Origin of the sequence: Pseudomonas sp. UBA5568, assembly GCF_002425525.1 — a bacterium.
Classification (GTDB): Bacteria; Pseudomonadota; Gammaproteobacteria; order Pseudomonadales; family Pseudomonadaceae; genus Aquipseudomonas; species Aquipseudomonas fulva.
In genome coordinates, this window is sequence record NZ_DIMK01000001.1 from 31,236 (window position 1) to 55,117 (window position 23,882).

General features: G+C 62.6%; 17 protein-coding genes and 2 pseudogenes. 13 read left to right on the forward strand and 6 right to left on the reverse strand.

Annotated features, from left to right (window positions below):
• Window positions 1-2: 2 nt before the first annotated feature.
• Window positions 3-908, forward strand: coding sequence for a LysR family transcriptional regulator (locus B2S33_RS00170; protein WP_088522943.1), 906 nt, complete (start codon window positions 3-5; stop codon window positions 906-908).
• 8 nt (window positions 909-916) lie between these two features.
• Here B2S33_RS00170 and B2S33_RS00175 read toward each other — a convergent pair whose 3' ends face one another.
• Complete coding sequence (locus tag B2S33_RS00175; RefSeq protein ID WP_027914544.1) at window positions 917-1,786, reverse strand: isocitrate lyase/PEP mutase family protein; 870 nt, start codon at window positions 1,784-1,786, stop codon at window positions 917-919.
• Between the two features lie 418 nt (window positions 1,787-2,204).
• Here B2S33_RS00175 and B2S33_RS00180 point away from each other — a divergent pair, with 418 nt between their 5' ends.
• A complete protein-coding gene (locus tag B2S33_RS00180) occupies window positions 2,205-3,656 on the forward strand; it encodes an MDR family MFS transporter (protein WP_027914543.1) in 1,452 nt (483 codons plus the stop codon).
• Between the two features lie 77 nt (window positions 3,657-3,733).
• On the opposite strand, the gene ttgR is transcribed toward B2S33_RS00180, so the two are convergent.
• Complete coding sequence (gene ttgR / locus B2S33_RS00185) at window positions 3,734-4,366, reverse strand: efflux transport transcriptional regulator TtgR (protein WP_110607292.1); 633 nt, start codon at window positions 4,364-4,366, stop codon at window positions 3,734-3,736.
• Window positions 4,367-4,621: 255 nt separating this feature from the next.
• Here ttgR and B2S33_RS00190 point away from each other — a divergent pair, with 255 nt between their 5' ends.
• The 4 genes from B2S33_RS00190 (at window position 4,622) to B2S33_RS00205 (ending at window position 11,075) form a co-directional block, all read left to right on the forward strand.
• Complete coding sequence (locus B2S33_RS00190) at window positions 4,622-5,788, forward strand: efflux RND transporter periplasmic adaptor subunit (RefSeq protein WP_027914542.1); 1,167 nt, start codon at window positions 4,622-4,624, stop codon at window positions 5,786-5,788.
• Between the two features lie 3 nt (window positions 5,789-5,791).
• Window positions 5,792-8,944: a multidrug efflux RND transporter permease subunit TtgB gene (ttgB, locus tag B2S33_RS00195; RefSeq protein ID WP_027914541.1), complete on the forward strand. Its 3,153-nt coding sequence runs from the start codon at window positions 5,792-5,794 to the stop codon at window positions 8,942-8,944.
• Window positions 8,941-10,395, forward strand: coding sequence for an AdeC/AdeK/OprM family multidrug efflux complex outer membrane factor (locus tag B2S33_RS00200; protein WP_027914540.1), 1,455 nt, complete (start codon window positions 8,941-8,943; stop codon window positions 10,393-10,395). The genes ttgB and B2S33_RS00200 overlap by 4 nt, the downstream gene beginning before the upstream one ends.
• A gap of 158 nt (window positions 10,396-10,553) precedes the next feature.
• Window positions 10,554-11,075, forward strand: coding sequence for a DUF962 domain-containing protein (locus B2S33_RS00205; RefSeq protein ID WP_104926679.1), 522 nt, complete (start codon window positions 10,554-10,556; stop codon window positions 11,073-11,075).
• Between the two features lie 66 nt (window positions 11,076-11,141).
• Here B2S33_RS00205 and B2S33_RS00210 read toward each other — a convergent pair whose 3' ends face one another.
• From B2S33_RS00210 to pcaR, 3 genes are all read right to left on the reverse strand, one after another.
• Window positions 11,142-12,431 carry an MFS family transporter gene (locus B2S33_RS00210; RefSeq protein ID WP_197874302.1) on the reverse strand — a complete coding sequence of 430 codons (1,290 nt, stop codon included), beginning with the start codon at window positions 12,429-12,431 and terminating at the stop codon, window positions 11,142-11,144.
• A gap of 137 nt (window positions 12,432-12,568) precedes the next feature.
• On the reverse strand, window positions 12,569-13,771 hold the full coding sequence (gene pcaF / locus B2S33_RS00215) for a 3-oxoadipyl-CoA thiolase (protein ID WP_027914538.1): 1,203 nt from the start codon (window positions 13,769-13,771) through the stop codon (window positions 12,569-12,571).
• A gap of 184 nt (window positions 13,772-13,955) precedes the next feature.
• Window positions 13,956-14,831 carry a pca regulon transcriptional regulator PcaR gene (gene pcaR, locus B2S33_RS00220; protein ID WP_242810145.1) on the reverse strand — a complete coding sequence of 292 codons (876 nt, stop codon included), beginning with the start codon at window positions 14,829-14,831 and terminating at the stop codon, window positions 13,956-13,958.
• Between the two features lie 431 nt (window positions 14,832-15,262).
• Here pcaR and B2S33_RS00225 point away from each other — a divergent pair, with 431 nt between their 5' ends.
• Window positions 15,263-15,463 (forward strand): hypothetical protein, encoded by a 201-nt coding sequence (locus B2S33_RS00225; protein ID WP_027914536.1) that lies wholly within the window; start codon window positions 15,263-15,265, stop codon window positions 15,461-15,463.
• Between the two features lie 304 nt (window positions 15,464-15,767).
• Window positions 15,768-17,240 (forward strand): inorganic phosphate transporter, encoded by a 1,473-nt coding sequence (locus B2S33_RS00230; RefSeq protein ID WP_023534437.1) that lies wholly within the window; start codon window positions 15,768-15,770, stop codon window positions 17,238-17,240.
• Between the two features lie 66 nt (window positions 17,241-17,306).
• Here B2S33_RS00230 and B2S33_RS00235 read toward each other — a convergent pair whose 3' ends face one another.
• On the reverse strand, window positions 17,307-18,782 hold the full coding sequence (locus B2S33_RS00235; protein ID WP_027914535.1) for a helicase HerA-like domain-containing protein: 1,476 nt from the start codon (window positions 18,780-18,782) through the stop codon (window positions 17,307-17,309).
• Between the two features lie 311 nt (window positions 18,783-19,093).
• On the opposite strand from B2S33_RS00235, the pseudogene B2S33_RS21490 reads away from it, so the two are divergent.
• The 5 genes and pseudogenes from B2S33_RS21490 to B2S33_RS00255 form a co-directional block, all read left to right on the forward strand.
• Window positions 19,094-19,966 (forward strand): annotated as a pseudogene (locus B2S33_RS21490) (HAMP domain-containing protein); the annotation flags it as partial.
• Window positions 19,967-20,227: 261 nt separating this feature from the next.
• Window positions 20,228-20,824 (forward strand): annotated as a pseudogene (locus tag B2S33_RS21495) (methyl-accepting chemotaxis protein); the annotation flags it as partial.
• Between the two features lie 165 nt (window positions 20,825-20,989).
• A complete protein-coding gene (locus B2S33_RS00245; protein WP_027914533.1) occupies window positions 20,990-22,111 on the forward strand; it encodes a glycosyltransferase family 4 protein in 1,122 nt (373 codons plus the stop codon).
• Window positions 22,104-22,868, forward strand: a complete 765-nt coding sequence (locus B2S33_RS00250; RefSeq protein WP_027914532.1) for a DUF2334 domain-containing protein — start codon at window positions 22,104-22,106, stop codon at window positions 22,866-22,868. The genes B2S33_RS00245 and B2S33_RS00250 overlap by 8 nt, the downstream gene beginning before the upstream one ends.
• Window positions 22,865-23,857 (forward strand): lysylphosphatidylglycerol synthase transmembrane domain-containing protein, encoded by a 993-nt coding sequence (locus B2S33_RS00255; protein ID WP_088522922.1) that lies wholly within the window; start codon window positions 22,865-22,867, stop codon window positions 23,855-23,857. The genes B2S33_RS00250 and B2S33_RS00255 overlap by 4 nt, the downstream gene beginning before the upstream one ends.
• Window positions 23,858-23,882 lie beyond the last annotated feature (25 nt).

Here is a 23,882-nt window from a genome sequence, read left to right on the forward strand (position 1 = left end):
TGATGGATCGTTTAACAGCTATGCGCGTTTTCGTCACGGTGGTGGACCTTGGCAGTCAGTCGGCGGCGGCCGAGCACCTGCAGCTCTCGCGCCCCGTGGTCTCTCGGTACCTGGCACAGCTCGAAGCGTGGGTGGGCGCGCGGCTGATGCAGCGCACCACGCGCCGGCTCAGCCTGACTGCCGCAGGCCAGGACCTTCTGCCGCGCTGCAGGCAATTGCTGGAGTTGGCCAGCGAACTGCAAGGAGCCGTACAACAGCAAGACCAGACACCACGGGGGACATTGCGTATCAGCGTCAGTACGTCATTTGGACAGGCGCAGCTGGCCGATGCCGTGGCCGCCTATGTGCGTCAGTACCCATTGGTAAAAGTCGACCTGCAGATGCTCGATCGCACCGTGAACCTGGTGGACGAACGCATCGACCTGGCCATCCGCAACAGCAACGACCTGGACCCCAGCCTGGTTGCCCGCCGCCTGAGCGTATGCCGCTCGGTGATCTGCGCCGCGCCCGCCTACCTGGCCGAGCACGGCACACCCGAGCGGGTCGAGGACCTGTCACACCACAATTGCCTGACGCACAGCTATTACGGCAATGGGGTGTGGCAGTTCGAGGTCAACGGCCAGCAGGTTGCGGTGCCGGTTCAGGGCAACATCAGCGCCAACGAGTCCCTGACATTGCAAAAGGCGGTAGCAGCAGGCGCCGGCATCGCCCTGCTCCCCACCTATCAGGCGGCTGCCGCCCTGCGCAGCGCAGAACTGGTGCGCCTGCTTCCCGAGGCCAGGCCGCAGACCCTGGACCTGACGGCGGTCTATACCTCACGCAAGCACATGCCCGCGACCTTGCGCACCCTGCTGGACTTTCTCGTCCAGCGCTTCGAGGAGGAGCCGGCCTGGGACCGGGACCTGTAAGCGCCTGCTTACTCCTCGACGCTCATGTATTCCTTGGCCCAGCGGATGTAGTCCTCGGGCTGGGTATAGGTATGCGAAAGCTCGGTGGCGCTCAAGTTATCGGACTTGTGCTGCTGGCCACGCTGCTGGCGCAGGCAGTCGTACGTCGCCTTGATGGCGGCGAAGTAAGCCGCGTGACCGTCGACGGCGATGCGCACGCCCAGGCTTGCCAGACGCGCGTCATCATGCAGGTTGGGGTTGCCGTAGGTCACCAGCATCAAGGGTACGGTCAGGTGGCTGGCGATCTGTTCGAGCTGGTCGAAGTCCTTCACCCCTACCATGCAGATGCCATCGGCACCCGCTTTCTGGTAGCTCTGGGTCCGCACGATCACTTCCTCGGTGCTGAGCACGCCGGCGTTGGTACGGGCGATGATCGACAGGGACGAATCGACGCGCGCCTCGAGCGCCGCGCGGATCTTGCCCACGCCTTCTTCTACCGATATGAGATCGGTGGACTTGCGCCCGAACTGGGCCGGCAACAGCGTATCCTCGATCGTCAACGCCGCCACGCCGGCACGCTCCAGCTCCGTGACGGTGCGCATCACGTTCAGCGCATTGCCGTATCCGTGGTCGGCGTCTGCCAGCACCGGCAACTGGGCCACGCGACCAATTCGCGTGGCTTGCTCGACGAATTCGCTGAGTGTGATCAGGGCAAAATCCGGCGCAGCCAGTACCTGCAGCGATGCCACCGAACCTCCAAGGATGCCGACCTCAAAACCCAGGTCCGCGGCAATGCGCGCAGACATGGGGTCGAACACCGAGGCGGTGTGGTAGCACGAACCTGAAGCGAGCAGCTCGCGGAAGGCAATACGCAGATCTTGGTGGGAAGCCTTGGGCATGATCACTCCGCAATTGTAGAAATTTCTGAACGGTAACTACCGGCCTCTGTATCGGGCGTACCTGCACAATTCATGGACCACTCAAGTCGCGGTCATGCTCCACATGCAGGCAGAGGAATAAAGGTGTAGGAGCCAGGGGAATCCGATTAACCCCCGAGAGGTCGCACCAAGCTAGTGCAAACAGGGGCTTAGCGCGGGATTGGCATACCAAAGATATCACGGGGCCAGCCTCTGCTGGATGAATGCGTTGATGCCGATCATGCATAGGCGATGCTCAGAGTACATAGGAAGCTACGTAACTCAGGTTACACTGCCATGCTTTCACTGCCCCTGTGCAGGCGTGCCCTGGTCTTGATCGCGCGTAGCTGTAGCCTGCGGGATCGTTCGGATGAAGCCCACTCAAACCAAAGGAACTGCCGTGCCCCCTGCCCTGCCTGCGATTGCCCTGCGCCAGATCCTGACCGCCTTGATGCTGGCCATCTTTCTCGGCGCACTGGATCAAACCATCGTGGCAGTGTCATTGCCTGCGATCTCCGCGCAGTTCAATGATGTCGGTCTGCTGGCCTGGGTCATTTCCGGCTATATGGTTGCCATGACAGTGGCCGTCCCGATCTACGGCAAGCTGGGCGATCTCTATGGGCGGCGTCGCATGATCCTGACCGGAATCGGCGTGTTCACTGTCGCCTCGATCGGCTGTGCGCTGGCTCAGGACATGCCGCAACTGGTGCTGGCCAGAGTGCTGCAAGGCATCGGCGCAGGCGGCATGGTATCGGTGAGCCAGGCGATCATCGGCGACTTCGTGCCCCCGCGCGAACGAGGCCGTTATCAAGGCTATTTCAGCAGCATGTATGCCCTGGCCAGCGTGGCGGGGCCGGTACTGGGCGGCTGGCTGACCGAGTACCTGTCCTGGCGCTGGGTGTTCTGGATCAACGTGCCGCTGGGCATCGCCGCGCTCTGGGCTATCCACCGCGCCCTGGCCGGTCTGCCCGTGCAGCATCGGCCCGCACAAGTGGATTATCCGGGCGCGCTGCTGCTGATCGTGGGCTTGGGCAGCCTGCTGCTCGGGATCACCCTGGTCGGCCAGGGGCAGGCCTGGACGGCGCCCGCCGTGCTAGGCCTGTTCACCTGCGCCGTGATCGCCATGATCCTGTTCATCCTCCAGGAGCGCCGCTGCGTCGAGCCACTGCTGCCGTTGACGCTATTCGGCAATCGCGCCGCGGTGCTGTGCTGGGGCGTGATTTTCTTCGCCAGCTTCCAGGCCATTTCCCTGACCATGCTGATGCCCTTGCGCTACCAGGGCCTCACCGGTGCCGGTGCCGACAGCGCCGCCTTGCATCTGCTGCCGTTGGCCATGGGGCTACCCATCGGTGCTTTTACCGCAGGACGTCTGACAACGCGGCTTGGCCGCTACAAGCCGCAGATCCTTACTGGCGCCCTGCTGATGCCGGTGTCTATCTTCGCCTTGGCGATCACGCCGCCGCAGGCCGGGCTGGCCAGTGCACTGTTCATGCTGCTGACAGGGATCGCGTGCGGGATGCAGTTCCCAACGTCACTGGTAGGCACGCAGAATGCCGTGCAGGCCCAGGACATGGGGGTCGCCACCAGCACCACCAACCTGTTTCGGTCCCTCGGTGGCGCCATGGGCGTGGCCTGCATGTCGAGCCTGCTACTGGCCTTGCTGCACCAAGGCGGGTTCGCGTTGCTGGACAATCCGTTGCTGGGTACCTTCAAGGCCAACCAGGTGAGCCCTGAACTGCAGGCACACTTGGCGATCACTTTCCGGCATCTGTTGATGGCCAGTGCAGGGGTCGGCGTCATTGCACTGGTGGTGGCGGTGCTGCTGCCGGATCGGCCACTGCGCGGGCATTGAGGTGGCCCGCAGGGAAGCTCAGGTGCTGATCACTGGCACGTCCCCGGGGAATAGCCCTCACAAACCTTCACAAAGTCTCATTTGCGCATCGCCGGGCTCAAGCGCAGCATATCCAACCCGGCGTCGACCCATTTCTCGGCGTTGCCCAGCAGGTCCACGCTGTCGGGCAGCAACAGCCAGCGCCTGATCAAGCCATCAACGTAAGAAAACATGGCCACCGCTGCCCGCTCCACATCCAGCTCCACCGGGAGTTGGCCACGGCGCACTGCATTGGCCAGGGCCAGGGTAATGCCTGTGTGGCAGTCCGCTACTGCCACCTGGCGCTGCTGGCGGATTTCGCACATGTCATCGGTGAACTCGCACTTGTGATGCAGAATCTCATTGATACGGCGTGTCCTGGCGTCGCGCACCAGGTCGTTGAACACTTGCAGCAGCAATTTGCGCATGCAGTCGAGCGGGTCGAGTTCGTCCTCGCTTTCGCTGGCGCGCGCGAGATGGTCATGGGTTTCATGCAAGCTGTCGAGCAGTGCCTGCACCAGCTCGGCCTTGTTATTGAAGTGCCAGTAGATTGCACCTCGCGTGACGCCCGCCTGTTCGGCGATGTCCGCAAGGGTGGTTCGCGCAACCCCGCGCTTGTAGAAAGCCCTTTCTGCCGCCTGGATGATCTGGGCGCGAGTTTCCTGGGCTTCCTCTTTGGTTCGACGGACCATGGCAGTACAACCTCATCTGGCCCGAACGCGGCGACGCGTGCGGGAAGGCTCCGGGGCGCCTCTTGGGGCACCTGGCGGATCAAGCTAATCAAGGGCTGTGGCGGTAGCCATGGACAACCCGGCGGTATTTACAAACAACCATGAATGTAAGTATATTCCTTAGCAAGCTATTTATCCACCGGATAGCCATTTATCCAGATCAAGACATTCCATTACTCTTGAGCGTCTCCCTGCTCCTGCGATCCGAGGATTCTCATGCAATTCAAGCCAGCCGTTACCGCCCTGGTTTCAGCCGTAGCCCTCGCAACCCTGCTCAGTGGCTGCAATAAAGAAGACCAAGCCGCGCAGCAGCAACAGCAGCAGCAGGCGCCTCAAGTCGGCGTAGTGACCCTACAGCCGCAGGCCTTCACCTTGACCACCGAGCTGCCAGGCCGCACCAATGCCTACCGGATCGCCGAAGTTCGTCCACAGGTAAACGGGATCATCCTCAAGCGCCTGTTCAAGGAAGGCAGCGAGGTCAAGCAGGGCCAACAGCTGTATCAGATCGACCCGGCCGTCTACGAAGCCAACCTGAGCAAGGCCCAGGCAGACCTGCAGGCTACCCGCTCTCTGGCTGATCGCTACAAGCAGCTGATCGAGGAACAGGCGGTTTCCCGGCAGGAATACGACGACGCCAATGCCAAGCGCCTGCAAGCCGAGGCCTCGCTCAAGAGTGCGCAGATCGACCTGCGCTACACCAAGGTCCTGGCCCCCATCAGCGGCCGCATCGGTCGTTCGGCGGTAACCGAAGGCGCGCTGGTCAACAGCGGCCAGACCAATGCCATGGCCACTATCCAGCAACTGGACCCGATCTACGTCGACGTGACCCAGTCCACTGCCGAGCTGCTCAAGCTGCGGCGCGAGCTGGAAAGCGGCCAACTGCAGCGCGCTGGCGACAACGCAGCGTCGGTCCAACTGGTGCTCGAAGACGGCACCCTGTACAAGCAGGAAGGGCGCCTGGAGTTCTCCGAAGTGGCCGTGGACGAAACCACCGGCTCGGTCACCCTGCGTGCCATCTTCCCCAACCCTGACCACACCCTGTTGCCTGGCATGTTCGTGCATGCACGGCTCAAGGCGGGCGTGAACGCCAATGCCATCCTGGCACCGCAGCAGGGCGTGACGCGCGACCTCAAGGGCGCCCCTACCGCGCTGGTGGTAAACAAGGACAACAAGGTCGAACTGCGCCAGCTCAAGGCCAGCCGTACCGTGGGCAGCGACTGGCTGATCGAGGAAGGCCTGAACCCAGGCGACCGCCTGATCACCGAAGGCTTGCAGTACGTGCGTCCAGGTGCCGAGGTCAAGGTCAGCGAAGCCACCAACGTCAAGAAGCCGGACAGCCCCAACCAGGGCAACGCAGCGAAAGCAGACGCCAAAGCGGAGTAAACCATGTCGAAGTTCTTTATTGATCGCCCGATCTTCGCCTGGGTGATCGCCTTGGTGATCATGCTGGTCGGCGCCTTGTCGATCCTGAAGTTGCCGATCAACCAGTACCCCAGCATCGCCCCACCGGCCATCGCCATTGCCGTGACCTACCCGGGCGCTTCGGCGCAAACCGTGCAGGATACGGTGGTGCAGGTGATCGAACAGCAGCTCAACGGTATCGACAACCTGCGTTATGTGTCGTCGGAAAGTAACTCCGACGGCAGCATGACCATTACTGCCACCTTCGAGCAGGGTACCAACCCCGACACCGCCCAGGTGCAGGTGCAGAACAAGCTCAACCTGGCCACCCCCTTGCTGCCGCAGGAAGTGCAGCAACAGGGTATCCGCGTCACCAAGGCCGTGAAGAACTTCCTGATGGTGATCGGTCTGGTGTCCGAAGACGGCAGCATGACCAAGGACGACCTGGCCAACTACATCGTCTCCAACATGCAGGACCCGATCTCGCGTACGGCCGGTGTGGGTGACTTCCAGGTGTTCGGCGCCCAGTACGCCATGCGCATCTGGCTCGATCCGGCCAAATTGAACAAGTTCCAGCTGACCCCGGTGGACGTCAAGACCGCCGTGGCTGCCCAGAACGTTCAGGTCTCCTCCGGCCAGCTCGGCGGCCTGCCAGCCGTGCCTGGGACGCAGCTCAACGCCACCATCATCGGCAAGACCCGCCTGCAGACTGCCGAGCAGTTCGAGAAGATCCTGCTCAAGGTCAACAACGACGGCTCCCAAGTACGCCTGGGCGATGTGGCCCAGGTCAGCCTTGGCGGCGAGAACTACGCCGTCAGCGCCCAGTTCAACGGCAAGCCCGCCTCGGGCCTGGCCGTCAAGCTGGCCACGGGCGCCAACGCACTGGATACGGCCAAGGCCTTGCGCCAGACCATCGCCGACCTGGAGCCGTTCTTCCCGCCAGGGGTCAAGGCGGTATTCCCGTATGACACCACGCCGGTGGTCACCGAATCGATCAGCGGGGTCATCCATACCCTGATCGAAGCCGTCGTGCTGGTATTCCTGGTGATGTACCTGTTCCTGCAGAACTTCCGCGCCACCATCATCACCACCATGACCGTACCGGTGGTTTTGCTGGGCACCTTCGGCATCCTTGCCGCCGCAGGCTTCAGCATCAACACCCTGACCATGTTCGCCATGGTGCTGGCCATCGGCCTGCTGGTGGACGATGCCATCGTGGTGGTGGAAAACGTCGAGCGGGTGATGTCCGAAGAAGGGCTGCCGCCCAAGGAGGCGACCAAGCGCTCCATGGAGCAGATCCAGGGCGCGCTGGTGGGTATCGCCCTGGTATTGTCGGCCGTACTGCTGCCCATGGCGTTCTTCGGGGGCTCCACTGGTGTGATCTACCGCCAGTTCTCCATCACCATCGTCTCGGCCATGGGCCTGTCGGTGCTGGTGGCGCTGGTCTTCACCCCGGCGCTGTGCGCCACCATGCTCAAGCCTTTGAAAAAGGGCCAGCACCATGAGGCCAAGGGTGGGTTCTTCGGCTGGTTCAACCGCAGCTTCGATCGCAGCGTCAACGGCTACGAGCGCAGCGTGGGGACCATCCTGCGCAACAAGATTCCGTTCCTGTTGGGCTATGCCCTGATCGTGGCCGGCATGATTTTCCTGTTCACCCGCATTCCAACCGCGTTCCTGCCCGAGGAAGACCAGGGTGTACTGTTTGCCCAGGTGCAGACGCCGGCCGGCTCCAGTGCCGAGCGTACCCAGGCAGTGGTCGACCAGATGCGTGAATACCTGCTCAAGGACGAAGCCGACACGGTGTCCTCGGTGTTCACCGTCAACGGCTTCAACTTCGCAGGCCGCGGCCAGAGCTCGGGCATGGCGTTCATCATGCTCAAGCCCTGGGGTGAGCGTACGGCGGAAAACAGCGTGTTCGGCCTTGCCCAGCGGGCGCAGCAGCACTTCTTCAGCTTCCGCGACGCCATGGTCTTCGCGTTCGCCCCACCAGCGGTGCTCGAGCTGGGTAACGCCACAGGCTTCGACGTGTTCCTGCAGGACCGCGGCGGTGTCGGCCATGCCAAGCTGATGGAGGCCCGCAACCAGTTCCTGGCCAAGGCTTCGCAAAGCAAGATCCTCAGCGGTGTACGCCCCAATGGCCTGAACGACGAACCGCAGTACCAGCTGACCATCGATGACGAGCGTGCCAGCGCCCTGGGCGTGACCATCTCGGACATCAACAACACCCTGTCGATTGCCTTCGGTGCCAGCTACGTCAACGACTTCATCGACCGCGGCCGGGTCAAGAAGGTCTACATCCAGGGCGAAGCCAATGCCCGGATGAGCCCGGAAGACCTGCAGAAGTGGTATGTGCGCAACGCCGATGGCGAAATGGTGCCGTTCTCTTCGTTCGCCAAAGGTGAATGGACCTACGGCTCGCCCAAGCTCTCGCGCTACAACGGCGTAGAAGCCATGGAAATCCTCGGTGCGCCTGCTCCTGGCTACAGTACCGGTGAGGCCATGGCCGAGGTCGAGCGCATCGCCGGCGAACTGCCAAGCGGCGTAGGTTTCTCCTGGACGGGCATGTCCTACGAGGAGAAGCTGTCTGGTTCGCAAATGCCGGCCCTGTTCGCCCTGTCGCTGCTGTTCGTGTTCCTGTGCCTGGCAGCGCTGTACGAAAGCTGGTCGATTCCGATCGCCGTGGTGCTGGTGGTGCCACTGGGCATCATCGGTGCGTTGATCGCTACCAGCCTGCGCGGGCTGTCCAATGACGTGTACTTCCTGGTCGGCCTCTTGACCACCATCGGCCTGGCGGCCAAGAACGCCATTCTGATCGTCGAGTTCGCCAAGGAATTGCACGAGCAGGGCCGCAGCCTGTACGACGCGGCGATCGAGGCGTGCCGCATGCGTTTGCGCCCGATCATCATGACCTCGCTGGCCTTCATCCTCGGCGTGGTACCGTTGACCATCGCCAGCGGCGCTGGCGCCGGCAGCCAGCACGCCATTGGTACCGGCGTGATCGGCGGCATGATCAGTGCGACCGTGCTGGCCATCTTCTGGGTACCGTTGTTCTTCGTCGCAGTGTCGTCGCTGTTCGGCAGCAAAGAGCCGAAAAAAGATGACACCCCTGAAACTCCACGTTATGAGGCTGGGCAATGACCAAGTCTTTGTTGTCCCTGGCAGTCACCGCTTTCATCCTCGGCGGCTGCTCGCTGATCCCCGACTACCAGACCCCGGAAGCACCGGTGGCTGAGCAGTGGCCGCAAGGTCCGGCCTACTCGCCCACCCAGTCGGCGGACGTCGCTGCCGCTGAACAGGGCTGGCGGCAGTTCTTCAACGACCCGGCGCTGCAGCAACTGATCCAGACCGCGCTGGTCAACAACCGGGACCTGCGCGTCGCGGCGCTGAACATCGACGCCTACCGCGCCCAGTACCGCATCCAGCGTGCGGACCTGTTCCCGGCGGTGTCGGCCAACGGCAGTGGCAGCCGTCAACGCATCCCGGCGAACATGTCGCAGACTGGCCAGTCGGGCATCACCAGCCAGTATTCGGCAACCCTGGGCGTCAGTGCCTATGAACTCGACCTGTTCGGCCGCGTGCGCAGCCTTTCGGAACAGGCGCTGGAGACCTACCTGTCCAGCGAGCAGGCGCGTCGCTCCACCCAGATCAGCCTGGTGGCGAGCGTGGCGAACGCCTATTACACCTGGCAGGCCGACCAGGCGCTGTTCAAGCTGACCGAGGAAACCCTGAAGAACTATCAGGAAAGCTACAACCTCACCCGGCGCAGCAACGAGGTGGGCGTGGCGTCGGCGCTGGACCTGAGCCAGGCCCGCACGGCTGTCGAAGGCGCCCGGGTCAAGTACTCGCAGTACCAGCGCCTGGTCGCCCAGGACGTGAACAGCCTGACTGTCCTGCTGGGGACCGGCATCCCCACCAACCTGCCTGAACCGCTGCGCCTGGACGCCGATCAACTGGCCGAAGTACCGGCAGGCCTGCCGTCGGACCTGTTGCAGCGCCGCCCTGACATCCAGGAGGCCGAGCACCTGCTCAAGGCGGCCAACGCCAACATCGGCGCTGCCCGCGCGGCCTTCTTCCCCAGCATCAGCCTGACGGCCAATGCGGGCACCTTGAGCACCGACATGGGCGGGCTGTTCAAGGGTGGGTCGGGCACCTGGCTGTTCCAGCCGCAGATCAACCTGCCGATCTTCACCGCCGGCAGCCTGAAAGCGAGCCTTGACTACGCCAAGATCCAGAAGGACATCAACGTCGCCCGCTACGAGAAGTCCATCCAGACTGCGTTCCAGGAAGTATCCGATGGGCTGGCCGCGCGCAAGACCTTCGAGGAGCAGTTGCAAGCCCAGCGGGACCTGGTGCAAGCCAACCAGGACTACTACCGCCTGGCCGAGCGTCGGTACCGTATCGGCATCGACAGCAACCTGACGTTCCTCGACGCCCAGCGCAACCTGTTCAGTGCGCAGCAGGCGCTGATCGGTGACCGCCTTTCGCAGCTGACCAGCGAAGTCAACCTGTACAAGGCACTCGGTGGCGGCTGGTACGAGCGCACCGGGCAGGCCAATCAGCAGGCCTCGGTACAGACGCCCCGCGGCTGATACCCGCCCGCTTGCTCACCACCCGCCAGGCCTCGACAGACGCGGTGGGTGATGAGCAAGGCGCGGCCCTGGCATTCGCCAGGCTGATGATGATGGTGACCACAGCTATCCTGAGCTATATCGGGCACACCCCGGCAAGCCCACCAGGAGGCAGCACCATGAGCACCCTCGCCGAGCACCTGATCCGCTACGCGGGCTATCACCGCGACCCACGCAACATCGTCACTCATTTCGTCGGCATACCCCTGATCGTCCTGTCCGTGGCCATCCTATTGTCTCGGCCAGGCGGGTCGCTGGGCGGCATTTGGCTGTCTCCTGCCCTGCTTGTCTCGGCGGCGGCCACCTGGTTCTACCTGCGCCTGGAGCTTCGCTTCGGCCTGGTGATGGGCGCCCTGTTGGGCCTGTGCCTGTGGTTAGGTCACCTGCTGGCGGTGCAGACCACGGCGCTGTGGCTGTCGGTGGGCGTGGGTGCGTTCGTGGTGGGCTGGATCATCCAGTTCGTCGGTCATCATTACGAGGGGCGCAAGCCAGCGTTCGTCGATGACATCAGCGGCTTGATCATCGGGCCGCTGTTCGTGGTGGCCGAAGCGGCCTTCATGATGGGCCTGTGCCCTGCCCTCAAGCGTCAGATCGAGCGCGCCGCCGGCCCGGTGGCGGTGCGTAAGGCCGTGCGGCAGTGACAACCTCGACAGGCCGTCCCGATACCGCGGACGGCCCGCCGCGCTTCACGCTCTGTGTCGAGCTCGTCAATGATCGTGGTGCAGGTACTTGGCTTGTTTTGGCAAGCGCAGGCTGAACAGGAAAGCGATGGCCATCATGGCGGTCACGTACCAGTAGAACGTGTTTTCCATGCCCAAGGTCTTGAGCCCCAGGGCCACGTACTCCGCCGACCCGCCAAACACGGCGTTGGCCACCGCGTAGGCAAGCCCCACGCCCAAGGCCCGCACCTGGGGCGGGAACATTTCGGCTTTCACCAGACCACTGATGGAGGTGTAGAAGCTGACGATGCACAACGCCAGGCTCACCAGCACGAACGCCATGAAGGGGCTGCTGACCGTCTTGAGCGCCATGAGCAATGGCACCGTGAACACCGTGCCCAGCGCGCCGAACAACAGCATGGAGTTACGCCGGCCGATGCGGTCGGACAGCATGCCGAAGAACGGCTGCATCACCATGAACAGGAACAGCGCCCCGGTCATTGCGTAGCTGGCGTGCTTGGCGGTCATGCCAGCCGTGTTGACCAGGTACTTCTGCATGTAGGTGGTAAAGGTGTAGAAGATCAGCGAGCCGCCAGCGGTGTAGCCCAGCACCGTGATGAAGGCCGCCAGGTGATTGCCGAACAAACTGCGGATACTGCCGGCGTCCTTGTCCTGGCGCGTTTCTGCGCTGCTGGTTTCGTGCAGGGAGCGGCGCAGCATCAAGGAGATGACGGCAGCGATCGCACCGACCACGAAGGGAATTCGCCAGCCCCAGGCGCGCAGTTCGTCTTCGGTCAGCAACTGCTGCAGGATCACCACCACCAATACTGCCAGCAACTGGCCGCCAATCAGGGTCACGTACTGGAACGATGCAAAGAAGCCCCGCTGCCCACGCAGCGCCACTTCGCTCATGTAGGTCGCCGTGGTGCCGTATTCCCCCCCCACCGACAGGCCCTGAATCAAGCGCGCCAGCAGCAGCAATGCCGGCGCCCATGTGCCAATGCTGGCGTAAGTGGGCAGGCAGGCGATGGCCAAGGACCCGAAGCACATCATCAGTACCGAGATCATCAGCGAGTTCTTGCGACCGTGGCGGTCGGCCAGACGGCCGAAGATCCAGCCGCCGATAGGCCGCATCAGAAAGCCCGCGGCAAACACACCAGCGGTATTGAGCAGTTGCACGGTCGGGTCATCTGAAGGAAAGAACGCCGGAGCAAAATAGATGGCGCAGAAGGCATAGACATAGAAGTCGAACCATTCCACCAGGTTGCCTGAAGAGGCGCCGACGATGGCGAAGATGCGTTTGCTACGCTCCTCGCCAGTGTAGTGAGGGGTGGTCATGTCAGTCGTGCTCCTGGAGGAATACAAGGTAAGTCTAGACATACCTGGTTACACAGTCGTTCCGCGTGGTGTGCAATCAAGTGCAGCGAGGCGCTGCCGGCTGCCCTCATCTCTGAGGCACCCGGGCGCAGGCTCCCTCAAAGCCGTTCAATGGCCAGCGCCAGCCCTTGACCGACACCTACGCACATCGTGGCCAAGCCTTTGCGCCCTCCTGTGCGCTCAAGGTGGTGCAGCGCCGTCAGTACCAGGCGCGCACCACTCATGCCCAGCGGGTGGCCCAGTGCGATGGCACCGCCGTTGGGGTTGACCTGGGGCGCATCGTCCGCCACCCCTAGCCCGCGAAGAACGGCCAGCCCCTGGCTGGCGAAGGCCTCGTTGAGTTCAATGACATCGAATGCGCTGATGTCGATGCCCAGTCGCTCGATCAGCTTGCGTACCGCAGGCACCGGCCCGATGCCCATGACCCGCGGGGCCACCCCCGCACTGGCCATGCCCAGTACCTTGGCGCGAGCGGTCAGGCCATGGGTGTGCACGGCCTCGGCAGACGCCAGGATCATCGCTGCCGCGCCATCGTTGACCCCCGATGCATTGCCCGCCGTCACCGTTTTGCCCACGCCATTGACGGGGTTGAGCCTGGCCAAGGCCTCAAGGGTGGTATCGGGTCGCACGTGCTCATCGTGCTCTACCCAGGTCTCACCCTTCTTGTGCGCGACGCACACCGGCACGATTTCCTCGGCGAAAAACCCGGCAGCTTGCGCCGCTGCGGCCTTGTGCTGACTGCGCAAGGCAAACGCATCCTGGTCGGCGCGGGAGATGCCATGGTCGTCAGCTACGTTGTCCGCCGTCTGCGGCATGGCATCCACGCCGTATTGCGCTTTCATGAGCGGGTTGACGAAACGCCAGCCGATGGTGGTGTCTTCCAGTTGCATGGTGCGTGAATAAGCGCTTTGCGCTTTGCCCATGACAAACGGCGCTCGCGACATCGACTCCACGCCGCCCGCGATGGCCAGCTCCATTTCGCCACAGGCGATGGCGCGGAACGCCGCGCCGACGGCCTCCATGCCCGAAGCGCACAAGCGGTTGAGGGTGACACCCGGCACGCATTCAGGCAGCCCGGCCAGCAGCAACGCCATGCGTGCCACGTTACGGTTGTCTTCGCCCGCCTGATTGGCACAACCGAAAAACACCTCGTCCAGGTGCGCCCAGTGCACACCCGGGTTGCGCGCGATCAATGCCTTGAGCGGTACCGCCGCCAGGTCGTCAGCCCGGATGCTGGCAAGGGCGCCACCAAACCGGCCAATGGGCGTGCGTACGGCATCACAAATATAGACCTCGCGCATCTTGCGTCTCCTGCAGTGACCATGGGCGCCGGCGATACAGGCACAATCGGGTCACTGCAACCTGTCCGCCGGGTGGGCATCAGGTTAGGGACAAAGGCGGGGCCGTCACAATTAGCTCAAGGCTGAACTGGGCGATTATCGAACGCTTTGTCAGCAGGCTGTAATGATCCTAAAGCCTTCGCGCTTAACCAAACAGCTGATGGCTAAGCTCTTGGCTGGCTTCCAGCAGTACGGGAAGAAACCGCTGCTCCAGTTCACTGCGCGGTACACGCCCGACGTGGGTACTGACGTTCAGCGCTGCCAATACCTGGCCTGAGGCGTCGTAGACGGGCACGGCCACCGAGCGCAGGCCTTGTTCGAGTTCCTGGTCGACCACGCACCATCCCTGGCTACGCACTTGCTCGATGCAGGCGAACAGCGACGGGGCGTCGTGCAGGGTACGGCTGGTGCGGGCCTGGAGGTCGGCACGATCGAAGTATTCGCGCAAGCTGGTGTCGTCCATGGCCGCCAGGAGGATGCGGCCCATGGACGTGCAATACGCCGGGAGCCGTCCACCGACCGACAGGTCTACCGAGATCAGGCGCTCTACCGTCGCCGAGCGGGCGATGTACAGAATGTCGTCCCCTTCGAGGGTCGCCATGTTGGCCGCCTCGTGCAACTGGTCGCTGATACGGTCCAGGTAAGGCTGCGCGGAAATGGCCAGGGGTGTCGATGACAGGTACGCATGGCCGAGCGTCAGCACTTTGGGCAGCAAGGAGTAGGTACGCCCGTCGGTGGTCGCGTAGCCCAGCTTCATCAGCGTATGCAGGCATCGGCGCACTGCCGCCCGAGGTATTTCGGTGCGATGGCTGATTTGCGCGATGGTCAGGTGCCGCTTGCGTTCCTGAAATGCCTGTATGACGGCAAGCCCACGCGCCAGGGAGGTCATGAAGTCAGGATCGCCGGTGAACGCCTGAATGCGTTTGGCCGGCGATGCCACGATTGGCGGGGCCAGGGCGGGTGCCGGACTGCGTGCTGCTTCGGGCAGAGCACTGTCACGGGCTGTTTTATCGTCATTCATCGCACACCTCAACAAAATCGCCGACTTGTGCGATTATCGAACAACCGGCCGATAATCGCAATTGACCGGCGACACGTTTGCTTATACCTTTCCAGTGCCACTTGTGGCTTCTTTGGAGAGACTGGTCAGGTACCCACCGTAGAAGTCCCAGGCAACGGCCCTGCCAATTGGTGGGGCCGTTTTGTTTTTGCGGTGTGCATCACGTGCGATATCGAACTTTCACACGTTGTGGTTTTCTTAATATCGACATGTCTTTGATTGCCCGTCGGGCCAATCCCATCACACTGGCCTTATTCGAGTGTTGATATACTCCGGTCGTCTAGTTGGACGACGCGTCGATCCAGGTCCCGCCGGCAAGTTAAGTGTCGATATCGTCTAACGGTTTACGCCGACAGGGCGGTCCTCTTTCCAATTCAATTCAGGTACTGCATGTGACAAAAGAAGAACTGCGCGCAGAACTCGAGCGCCAGGCTGAGCGTTTCAAGGATGTGTATGGCGGCGAAGTGACCACCTATGCGGCACAGCCGGAACCGGAACGCAAACCCTGGCGCAAACGCGCCAACATGCGCGACCAGGCGTTCAGCCAGGAGCTGGAACGCATGGAGAAGGAATTGCGCAGCGCTAACCCCTAGCCCTTTGCCCAATCGTCAAAGCGCTAGGGGTGCCCAGAGCGCGTAATTGCTCTGGCGCAATGGTTGTAATGGAATTTCACAAATTTCATACGCGCGTTTAAAACGATTAACCGCCTCACCTTCCGCGCATTTTGCTGATTTTTCGCTGACGTTGAACACATTTGGCTTCGATAATGTTGACCGACCTGCAGTGGCAGACGGCAATTTCTGACCTGGGCGACATGATCAGCGGCTGCCGCGGGTGCATCGATTGCCAACGTTTTCTGGCATAATCCGGCCCCCCTACGACCGCCAGACAACCTTCATGATCGATTTATTCAGCGGACTGGATGCCTGGGTATTGGTGAGCTTGCTGCTCGCCTTGACCTTCGTGCTCGCCTTCGAGTTCATCAATGGCTTTCATGACACCGCCAACGCGGTAGCCACCGTCATCTACACCAAAGCCATGCCACCACACCTGGCCGTGTTCTTCTCCGGCGTGTTCAACTTCCTTGGCGTTCTGCTGGGTGGGGTCGGGGTGGCTTATGCCATCGTGCACCTGCTTCCGGTAGAGCTGCTGATCAATGTGAACACCGGGCACGGCCTGGCCATGGTCTTCTCGCTGCTGGCCGCAGCCATTACCTGGAACCTGGGCACCTGGTACTTCGGTATTCCTGCGTCCAGTTCGCATACCCTGATCGGCTCGATCCTGGGCGTGGGCCTGGCCAACGCGCTCATCAACGACATTCCGCTGGGTGACGGCGTCAATTGGCAGAAAGCCATCGATATCGCCATGTCCCTGGTGGTTTCGCCGATCGCCGGGTTTGCCGTGGCCGCGCTGGTCCTGCTTGGCCTGAAATGGTGGCGCCCGCTGTCGAAGATGCACAAGACGCCTGAGCAACGCCGCAAACTGGACGACAAGAAGCACCCGCCTTTCTGGAATCGTCTGGTGCTGGTGATTTCGGCCATGGGCGTGAGCTTCGTGCACGGCTCCAATGACGGTCAGAAAGGCATTGGCCTGATCATGCTTGTATTGATCGGCATCGTACCGGCCAAGTTCGTGCTCGACCTGAACAGCACCACCTACCAGATCGAACGCACCCGTGATGCCACGTTGCACATGAGCCAGTTCTACGAGCGCAACGCTGCCACGCTGGGCGAATTCCTGGCGCTGGGCAAGGCCAAGGCCAGTGACCTGCCTGAACAGTTCAGCTGCAATCCCCAGCAGACCGAGCCGACCATCGCCGCGCTGCAGTCCTCGCTGCAGGGCGTGACCGACTACCGGGCCCTGGACGCGGACAAGCGTGTAGAAGTACGCCGTTACCTGCTGTGCCTGGACGACACCGCGAAAAAGGTTGGCAAGTTGCCGGGCCTGGATGCGCGTGAAAAGTCCGACCTGGAAAAGCTGCGCAAGGACCTGACCGCCACCACTGAGTACGCTCCGTTCTGGGTGATCGTGGCCGTTGCCCTGGCCCTGGGCCTGGGCACCATGGTTGGCTGGCGCCGCGTGGTGTTGACCGTCGGCGAGAAGATTGGCAAACAGGGCATGACCTATGCCCAGGGCATGTCGGCGCAGATCACCGCGGCCTGCGCCATTGGCATGGCCAACGTGTTCGCGCTGCCGGTTTCCACCACGCATGTGCTGTCTTCCGGCGTTGCCGGCACCATGGTCGCCAACAAAAGCGGCCTGCAGGGCGGTACGGTGAAGACCATCCTGATGGCGTGGGTGCTGACCCTGCCCGCCTCGATGGGGCTTGCCGCCGGCCTGTTCTGGTTGGCGTCCAAGGCAATCGGCTGACCTCAGCCCATAGAAAAAGGCGCCGTCGGGCGCCTTTTTTATGGGCGATGGTTTCACACCGCGCAGCTACTTCTTTTTCCCGCCCAGCAACGAGCCCATCAGCCCGCGCACCAGCTGCCGCCCCAGTTGATTGGCAGCCTGACGCATCGCCGACTTGATCGCCTGCCCGGCCGCGCCTTGCAGAAATTCGCCCGCCTTTTCAGCGAAACTGCTGTCATCAGCCTTGGGTTGCGGCGCGGGCTCCACCGCTTCGCCCTTGCGTTGGTTGAGCCTTTCGTAAGCCGACTCCCGGTCTATGGGTTTGTCATAACGGCCAACCAAGGGGGACCGCGCAATCAGTGCACTGCGCTCGGCCTCACTCAACGGGCCGATGCGCGATTGCGGCGGGGCGACCAGCACCCGCTGCACACTGGCAGGTGTTCCCTTGTCCTCAAGCGTGCCGACCAAGGCCTCGCCAATACCCAACTCGGTCAGCGAGGACAACGCATCGAATGAAGGGTTGGGGCGAAAGCCCTCGGCTACGGCGCGTAGCGCCTTCTGCTCCTTGGCCGTATACGCCCGCAAGCCATGCTGGATTCGCAGGCCCAACTGGGCAAGGACTGCATCGGGCAGGTCGGCTGGGGACTGGGTGACGAAATACACCCCGACCCCTTTTGAGCGAATCAGCCGCACCACCTGCTCCAGGCGGTCTTGCAAGGCCTTGGGCGTGTCCTTGAACAGCAGGTGCGCTTCATCGAAGAACAGCGCCAGCACCGGTTTTTCGGCATCACCACGCTCGGGCAGTTGCTCGAACAGTTCGGCCAGCAGCCACAGTAGAAACGTGGCGTAGACCTTGGGTGCCTCATGCACCAGGCGGCTGGCATCGAGCAAATGGATGCGCCCTCGCCCATCCGGGTCGGGCCGCAGAATGTCTTCGAGCTGCAATGCCGGCTCACCAAACAACGCCTCTGCCCCCTGCTGCTCCAGGGTGGCCAGCCGGCGCAGCAACGCCTGCACGGACGCGCCGGTAACCAGCGCACTGTCTTCGCCCAGCACCTGCGGGTTGTCCTTCAGGTGGCCAAGCAGCGCTTTGAGGTCCTTGAGGTCCAGCAACAGCAAGCCTTCGCGATCGGCCACCTTGAAACTGGCATACAGCGCCGCCTGTTGGCTATCGGTGAGCTCAAGCAAGTTGCCTAGCAGCAAAGGCCCCATTTCGCTGATCGTGGTACGCAACGGATGCCCCGACTGGCCCGCGATGTCCCACACGCTGACTGGGTAGGCCTGTGGCTGGTGGTGCAACCAAGGCATCCCTGCGATGCGCTCGGCCACCTTGCCCTCAGGCGCGCCTTTGGCGCCTAGCCCACACAGGTCGCCCTTGACGTCGGCCGCGAACACCGCCACGCCGGCATCACTGAAAGCCTCGGCCAAGTGTTGCAGGGTCACGGTCTTGCCGGTACCGGTGGCCCCCGCCACCAACCCGTGCCGGTTGGCAAGCCGCATCGCTTGCCCTACGGGCTGGCCATCAGGGCTTGATCCTACAACGATAAATGAAGATTCCGACATCTCTTTAATCCTCTGCTCAAGCTTTGTCTTACTTCGGCCGATACCTCTGGGTGATATTCGCCTTACTCAGAGAGAACAACCGAAAAAGGACTTTTCGGGATGTTGCACTGGCTGGGCCCTACAGCTGCGAACGCCTGATACAAAACCTTAGCGGACCCGATGATTTCATGAACAAAAGCCTTCGTTTCAGCCACAAGATTCTGCTGGCAGCATCACTGATCGTGATCCTCGCATTCAGCCTGTTCACCCTCTACAACGACTACCTGCAGCGTAATGCGATTCGCGAGGACCTTCAGGACTACCTGGCTGAGATGGGCGCCTCTACGTCGACCAACATCCGCAGTTTGTTCGAGGGACGTATCAAACTGGTCGAGAACCTGGCGCAGAATATCGCCCAGCAACCGGCCAATGCTGAAACCCTGATGGGCCAGCAGGCGCTGATATCGAGTTTCCTTACCGTTTACCTGGGCAGGGTCGATGGCAGCTTCAGCGTGCGCCCGGATGCAAAGATGCCTGACGGGTACGATCCCCGCACACGCCCCTGGTACAAGGATGGCATGAGTGCCAGCGGCACCCTGCTGACCGAACCCTACATCGACATGACCACCAACAAGATGGTGATCGGCATCCTCGACAAGGTGGCCGATTCGGTGGGAGTGGTCGGTGGTGACCTGGCACTGGACGGCCTGGCGCAAATCATCAACTCGCTGAACTTCGGCGGCATGGGGTATGCCTTCCTGGTAAACGACCAAGGCAAGATCCTGGTCCACCCGGATCAAGGCCTGGTGATGAAATCATTGTCAGACCTGTTCCCCGAGCGCACACCGAAGCTCACCCCTGAGCTGACCGAAGTGCAAAGTGACGGCCATGCCCGCCTGCTGACGTTCACACCGGTGACCGGCTTGCCTTCGGCCAACTGGTACATCGGCCTGTCGGTGGACAAGGACAAGGCCTTCGCGATGCTCAGCACGTTCCGCACCTCCGCCGTGATCGCCACCGTGGTGGCCGTGGTGATCATCATCGCCCTGCTGGGGCTGCTGATCCGTGTGCTGATGCAGCCGCTGCACACCATGACACGGGCCATGGAGGACATCGCCGAGGGCGAAGGCGACCTCACCAAGCGCCTGCGCATCCACCATCACGACGAGTTCGGCATCCTGGGCAACGCCTTCAACCGCTTCGTCGAGCGTATCCACGGCTCGATCCGTGAAGTGTCCTCGGCCACCGAGCAGGTGAACGAAGTCGCGTTGCGTGTGATCAGTGCGTCCAATTCGTCGATGACCAATTCCGACGAACAATCCAACCGCACCAACAGCGTGGCGGCCGCCATCAACGAGCTGGGCGCTGCCGCCCAGGAGATCGCCGGCAATGCGGCGCAGGCTTCTCAGCATGCAAGTTCTGCACGGCGTCTGGCTGAAGAAGGCCAGCAAGTGGTCGATCGCAACATCGCCGCCATGAACCGGCTTTCCGACTTGATCGTGACGTCCAGCGCCCACATCGAGACGCTCAACAGTAAAACCGTCAACATCGGCCAGATTCTCGAAGTGATCACCAGCATTTCCCAGCAGACCAACCTGCTGGCGCTCAACGCCGCCATCGAGGCCGCGCGTGCCGGTGAAGCGGGTCGTGGTTTCGCAGTGGTGGCCGACGAAGTGCGTAACCTGGCCCATCGCACCCAGGAATCCGCGCAGCAGGTCCAGGGCATGATCGAGGAGCTGCAAGTGGGCGCCCGCGAGTCGGTCGATACCATGGACCAGAGCCAGCGCCATAGCCTGGACAGTGTGCAGATCGCCAACCAGGCCGGTGAGCGGCTGGACAGTGTCACCGTGCGCATTGGCGAAATCGATGGCATGAACCAGTCCGTGGCCACGGCCACCGAGGAGCAGACGGCCGTGGTCGAAGCCATCAATATGGATATCAACGAAATCAACATGCTCAATCAGGAAGGCGTCGAAAACCTGCAGGCGACGCTGCGTGCCTGTTCCGATTTGGAACAGCAGGCCAGCCGTCTGAAACACCTGGTCGGCACCTTCCGTATCTGAAGCCGGCACCGACCCGCCGAGCGCCTTTGCCTGGCGCTCGGCTGCCGGGCGATCAACCGCACAAGCTGATCGAACAAACTATCCTTCTGAAAGGTCAACTTCATGGCATGTCAACGCCGGTTTCGTTACCGCGCGATGACAGACCCGAAAGACGATCCCGGAGGGATGCAGATCGTGCACATTGCCGACATCACCATGTTCTACGCCCCGGCCAGCGGCGGCGTACGCACTTACCTTGATGCCAAACACCACCGCCTGGATGCCCTACAAGGTGTCCGTCACAGCCTGTTGATCCCCGGCGCCAGCGCTCGGCATGAAGGCGGTGTCTATCATGTGCCTGCACTACCCCTGCCCTTTGGCAAAGGCTACCGCTTTCCGGTACGCCTGGCGCCATGGTGCAACACGCTGCGCACGCTAAAGCCAGACCTGATCGAGGTCGGCGACCCGTACCTGACCGCCTGGGCGGCGCTTGAAGCGCGCCGTCAGCTGGACGTACCGGTCATTGGTTTCTATCACTCCGACCTGCCGCTGTTGGTGAGCAACCGCATGGGTAATTGGTTCACGCCCAACGTCGAGGCCTATGTCAGCAAGTTGTATGGCAATTTCGACCGCGTGCTCGCACCGAGCAAGGTCATGGCAGACAAGCTCCGCCGCCTGGGGGTACGTGATGTTCACGTGCAGCCGCTGGGCGTGGACCTGGAAACCTTCAACCCCGCACGCCGCGATCCACAGGTGCGGGCCGAACTGGGCATCGCCGACACCTGCCGGCTGCTGATCTATGCAGGCCGAGGCTCTCGGGAGAAGAACCTGCCCGTGCTGCTCGACTGCATGCGGCAGCTGGGGCGCGGGTATCACCTGCTGCTGGTGGGGTCCAACATGCCCGCCAATGTGCCCGACAACGTCAGCGTGATCGGCCAGTTCTGCCCACCTGACCAGGTGGCTCGCCTGATGGCCAGCGCCGACCTGTTGGTGCATGCCGGCGACCAGGAAACCTTCGGCCTGGTCATCCTCGAAGCCATGGCCAGTGGCACGCCCGTGGTTGCAGTGCGTGCCGGCGCCTTCGGCGAAATCGTCAACGACCAGTGCGGGCGCTTGTGCCAACCCAATGATGCCCGGGCAATGGCCCTGGCGGTGCGCGAGGCGTTCGAAGCCGGGGCGCGCAAGCTCGGTGCACAGGCCAGGCGACATGTAGAGCAGCATTACTCATGGGACAACGTGGTCAATGGCCTGCTTGAGCATTACCAGGCTGTACTTGGCCATCAACAGCAGGTGCGGGCACATGCTTGAGTCCGGTACCCGTTCCCGTAGCGTGATGCTGGTGCTGCATGATGTGGCCCCAGAGACGTGGCCAGATTACGAGCCGTTCGTGCAGGCGGTCGATGCATTGGGTAACGTGCCCATGACCTGGCTGGTGGTGCCCGACTTTCATCGGCGCAACCTGCTGACTCAGTCTCCCGGCTTCTGCCAGTTGCTCGATCGCCGTCTGGCCGCGGGTGACGAGCTGGCCCTGCACGGTTACGCCCATGCCGATGAGGGCCCCACGCCGCGTACGCCCGTGGACTACTTCATGCGGCGGATCTATACCCATGAAGGCGAGTTCTACGCGCTGGACGAACACCAGGCCATCGCCCGGCTACAAGACGGCCTGGCGTTGTTCGACCGTCAAGGCTGGCCTGTAGCAGGCTTCGTGGCCCCCGCGTGGTTGATGAGCCAGGGCACGCGGCAAGCGCTGCGCCAACTGCCGCTCAAATACACCAGCACCCCGCAGCACCTCTATCGCCTGCCGGACTTTACCGCCATCGATGCACCCGGTTTGGTCTGGAGCGCGCGCAGCGCCTGGCGCCGTGGTGTGTCGCGGGTGCTCAGCGACTGGCAATGTCGACGCTGGCAAGGTGCTAACACCCTGCGCCTGGGGCTGCACCCGGTGGACATGCGCCATCAATACTCACGGGACTACTGGCTGCGCACCCTTGAAAAACTGATCGAAGACGGGCGCGAACCCTTGACCAAGTCAGCCTGGCTGGAGCGGCAGGTGGCAGCATGAACCGCTGGCTGCTGCTGGGCTTGGCGCTGCTGGGCGCAGCGTTGGTGCCGGCACTGTTGGGCGGCAGCGAACTGCTGCCCAAGCTGAGCCGCTTCGACCCGCAGCTGTTGATGACGCTGGTGGGCATGATTCTGCTGTGCTGGGTGATCAACGCCTGCCGGATGCGCCTGCTGCTAGGCGATCAGGCAGTGCGCGTGTCGCGGGTGCGCACCTTGGGTGTGGTCATGGCCACCGAATTCGCCATCTGTACCACTCCAGGTGGTGGCGGCGGTCCCCTGACCCTGATGGCCTTGCTGGCCCGCGAGGGCATCAGCGCAGCCCGCAGCGGCGCGGTGTTCGCGATGGATCAGCTCAATGACTTGGTGTTTTTCTTCTGCGCCATGCTGGCGATCGCCGGCTATGCGTTGTTTCACAGCCTGGGGCGCAGCCAGGAAAGCATGTTGCTGGGCAGTGCGGCACTGCTGTGCGCGGCGCTGGCAGGCGTGGTGGCGTTGCTGCGCTACCGGCGCAAGGTGATGCGGCTGAATGGCAGGCTGCTGCAGCGCCTGGGTACCAGCGCACCGCGCAAACGGCGCTGGGCCCGTAAGCTGCTTCGTTTCGTGCAGGCACTGGCGCAAACCTGGCAGCTACCCAAGCGCACCCTGTTTCTGGTGTTCAGCCTGACGTGCGTCCACTGGGGGCTGCGCTTTAGCGTGCTGTACCTAGTGGTCAAGGGCCTGGGCGTGGAGCTGGCCTGGATCCCCAGTTTCCTGGTCCAGATGCTCTCGCTCAGCGCCGGTCAGTTCAGCATGATGCCTGGCGGCGCAGGCGCTGCCGAGCTGACCTCGGCCAGCCTGCTGACACCCATGGTGGGCAGCTCGACGGCGGCAGCGGCGATCCTGATCTGGCGCGCAATCACTTACTACCTGTATCTGCTCGCCGGAGGGCCTGTGTTCGTGTGCCTGCTGGCACGTCCGCTGCTGGAGCGCTGGCGGCGTCAGGTGGGTTGAGCGCTTGCCAAAGCGCAGCGGCACC

What these genes read in the sequence shown, in the direction of transcription:
- ttgB (WP_027914541.1), top strand. Translation starts at nt 5,792, where the DNA reads ATGTCGAAGTTCTTTATTGATCGCCCGATCTTCGCCTGGGTGATCGCC.
- B2S33_RS00230 (WP_023534437.1), top strand. Translation starts at nt 15,768, where the DNA reads ATGATCGATTTATTCAGCGGACTGGATGCCTGGGTATTGGTGAGCTTG.
- B2S33_RS00175 (WP_027914544.1), bottom strand. Translation starts at nt 1,786, where the DNA reads ATGCCCAAGGCTTCCCACCAAGATCTGCGTATTGCCTTCCGCGAGCTG.
- B2S33_RS00250 (WP_027914532.1), top strand. Translation starts at nt 22,104, where the DNA reads ATGCTTGAGTCCGGTACCCGTTCCCGTAGCGTGATGCTGGTGCTGCAT.
- pcaF (WP_027914538.1), bottom strand. Translation starts at nt 13,771, where the DNA reads ATGCGCGAGGTCTATATTTGTGATGCCGTACGCACGCCCATTGGCCGG.
- B2S33_RS00235 (WP_027914535.1), bottom strand. Translation starts at nt 18,782, where the DNA reads ATGTCGGAATCTTCATTTATCGTTGTAGGATCAAGCCCTGATGGCCAG.
- B2S33_RS00210 (WP_197874302.1), bottom strand. Translation starts at nt 12,431, where the DNA reads ATGACCACCCCTCACTACACTGGCGAGGAGCGTAGCAAACGCATCTTC.
- ttgR (WP_110607292.1), bottom strand. Translation starts at nt 4,366, where the DNA reads ATGGTCCGTCGAACCAAAGAGGAAGCCCAGGAAACTCGCGCCCAGATC.
- B2S33_RS00190 (WP_027914542.1), top strand. Translation starts at nt 4,622, where the DNA reads ATGCAATTCAAGCCAGCCGTTACCGCCCTGGTTTCAGCCGTAGCCCTC.
- B2S33_RS00200 (WP_027914540.1), top strand. Translation starts at nt 8,941, where the DNA reads ATGACCAAGTCTTTGTTGTCCCTGGCAGTCACCGCTTTCATCCTCGGC.
- B2S33_RS00170 (WP_088522943.1), top strand. Translation starts at nt 3, where the DNA reads ATGGATCGTTTAACAGCTATGCGCGTTTTCGTCACGGTGGTGGACCTT.
- B2S33_RS00245 (WP_027914533.1), top strand. Translation starts at nt 20,990, where the DNA reads ATGCAGATCGTGCACATTGCCGACATCACCATGTTCTACGCCCCGGCC.
- B2S33_RS00255 (WP_088522922.1), top strand. Translation starts at nt 22,865, where the DNA reads ATGAACCGCTGGCTGCTGCTGGGCTTGGCGCTGCTGGGCGCAGCGTTG.
- pcaR (WP_242810145.1), bottom strand. Translation starts at nt 14,831, where the DNA reads ATGAATGACGATAAAACAGCCCGTGACAGTGCTCTGCCCGAAGCAGCA.
- B2S33_RS00205 (WP_104926679.1), top strand. Translation starts at nt 10,554, where the DNA reads ATGAGCACCCTCGCCGAGCACCTGATCCGCTACGCGGGCTATCACCGC.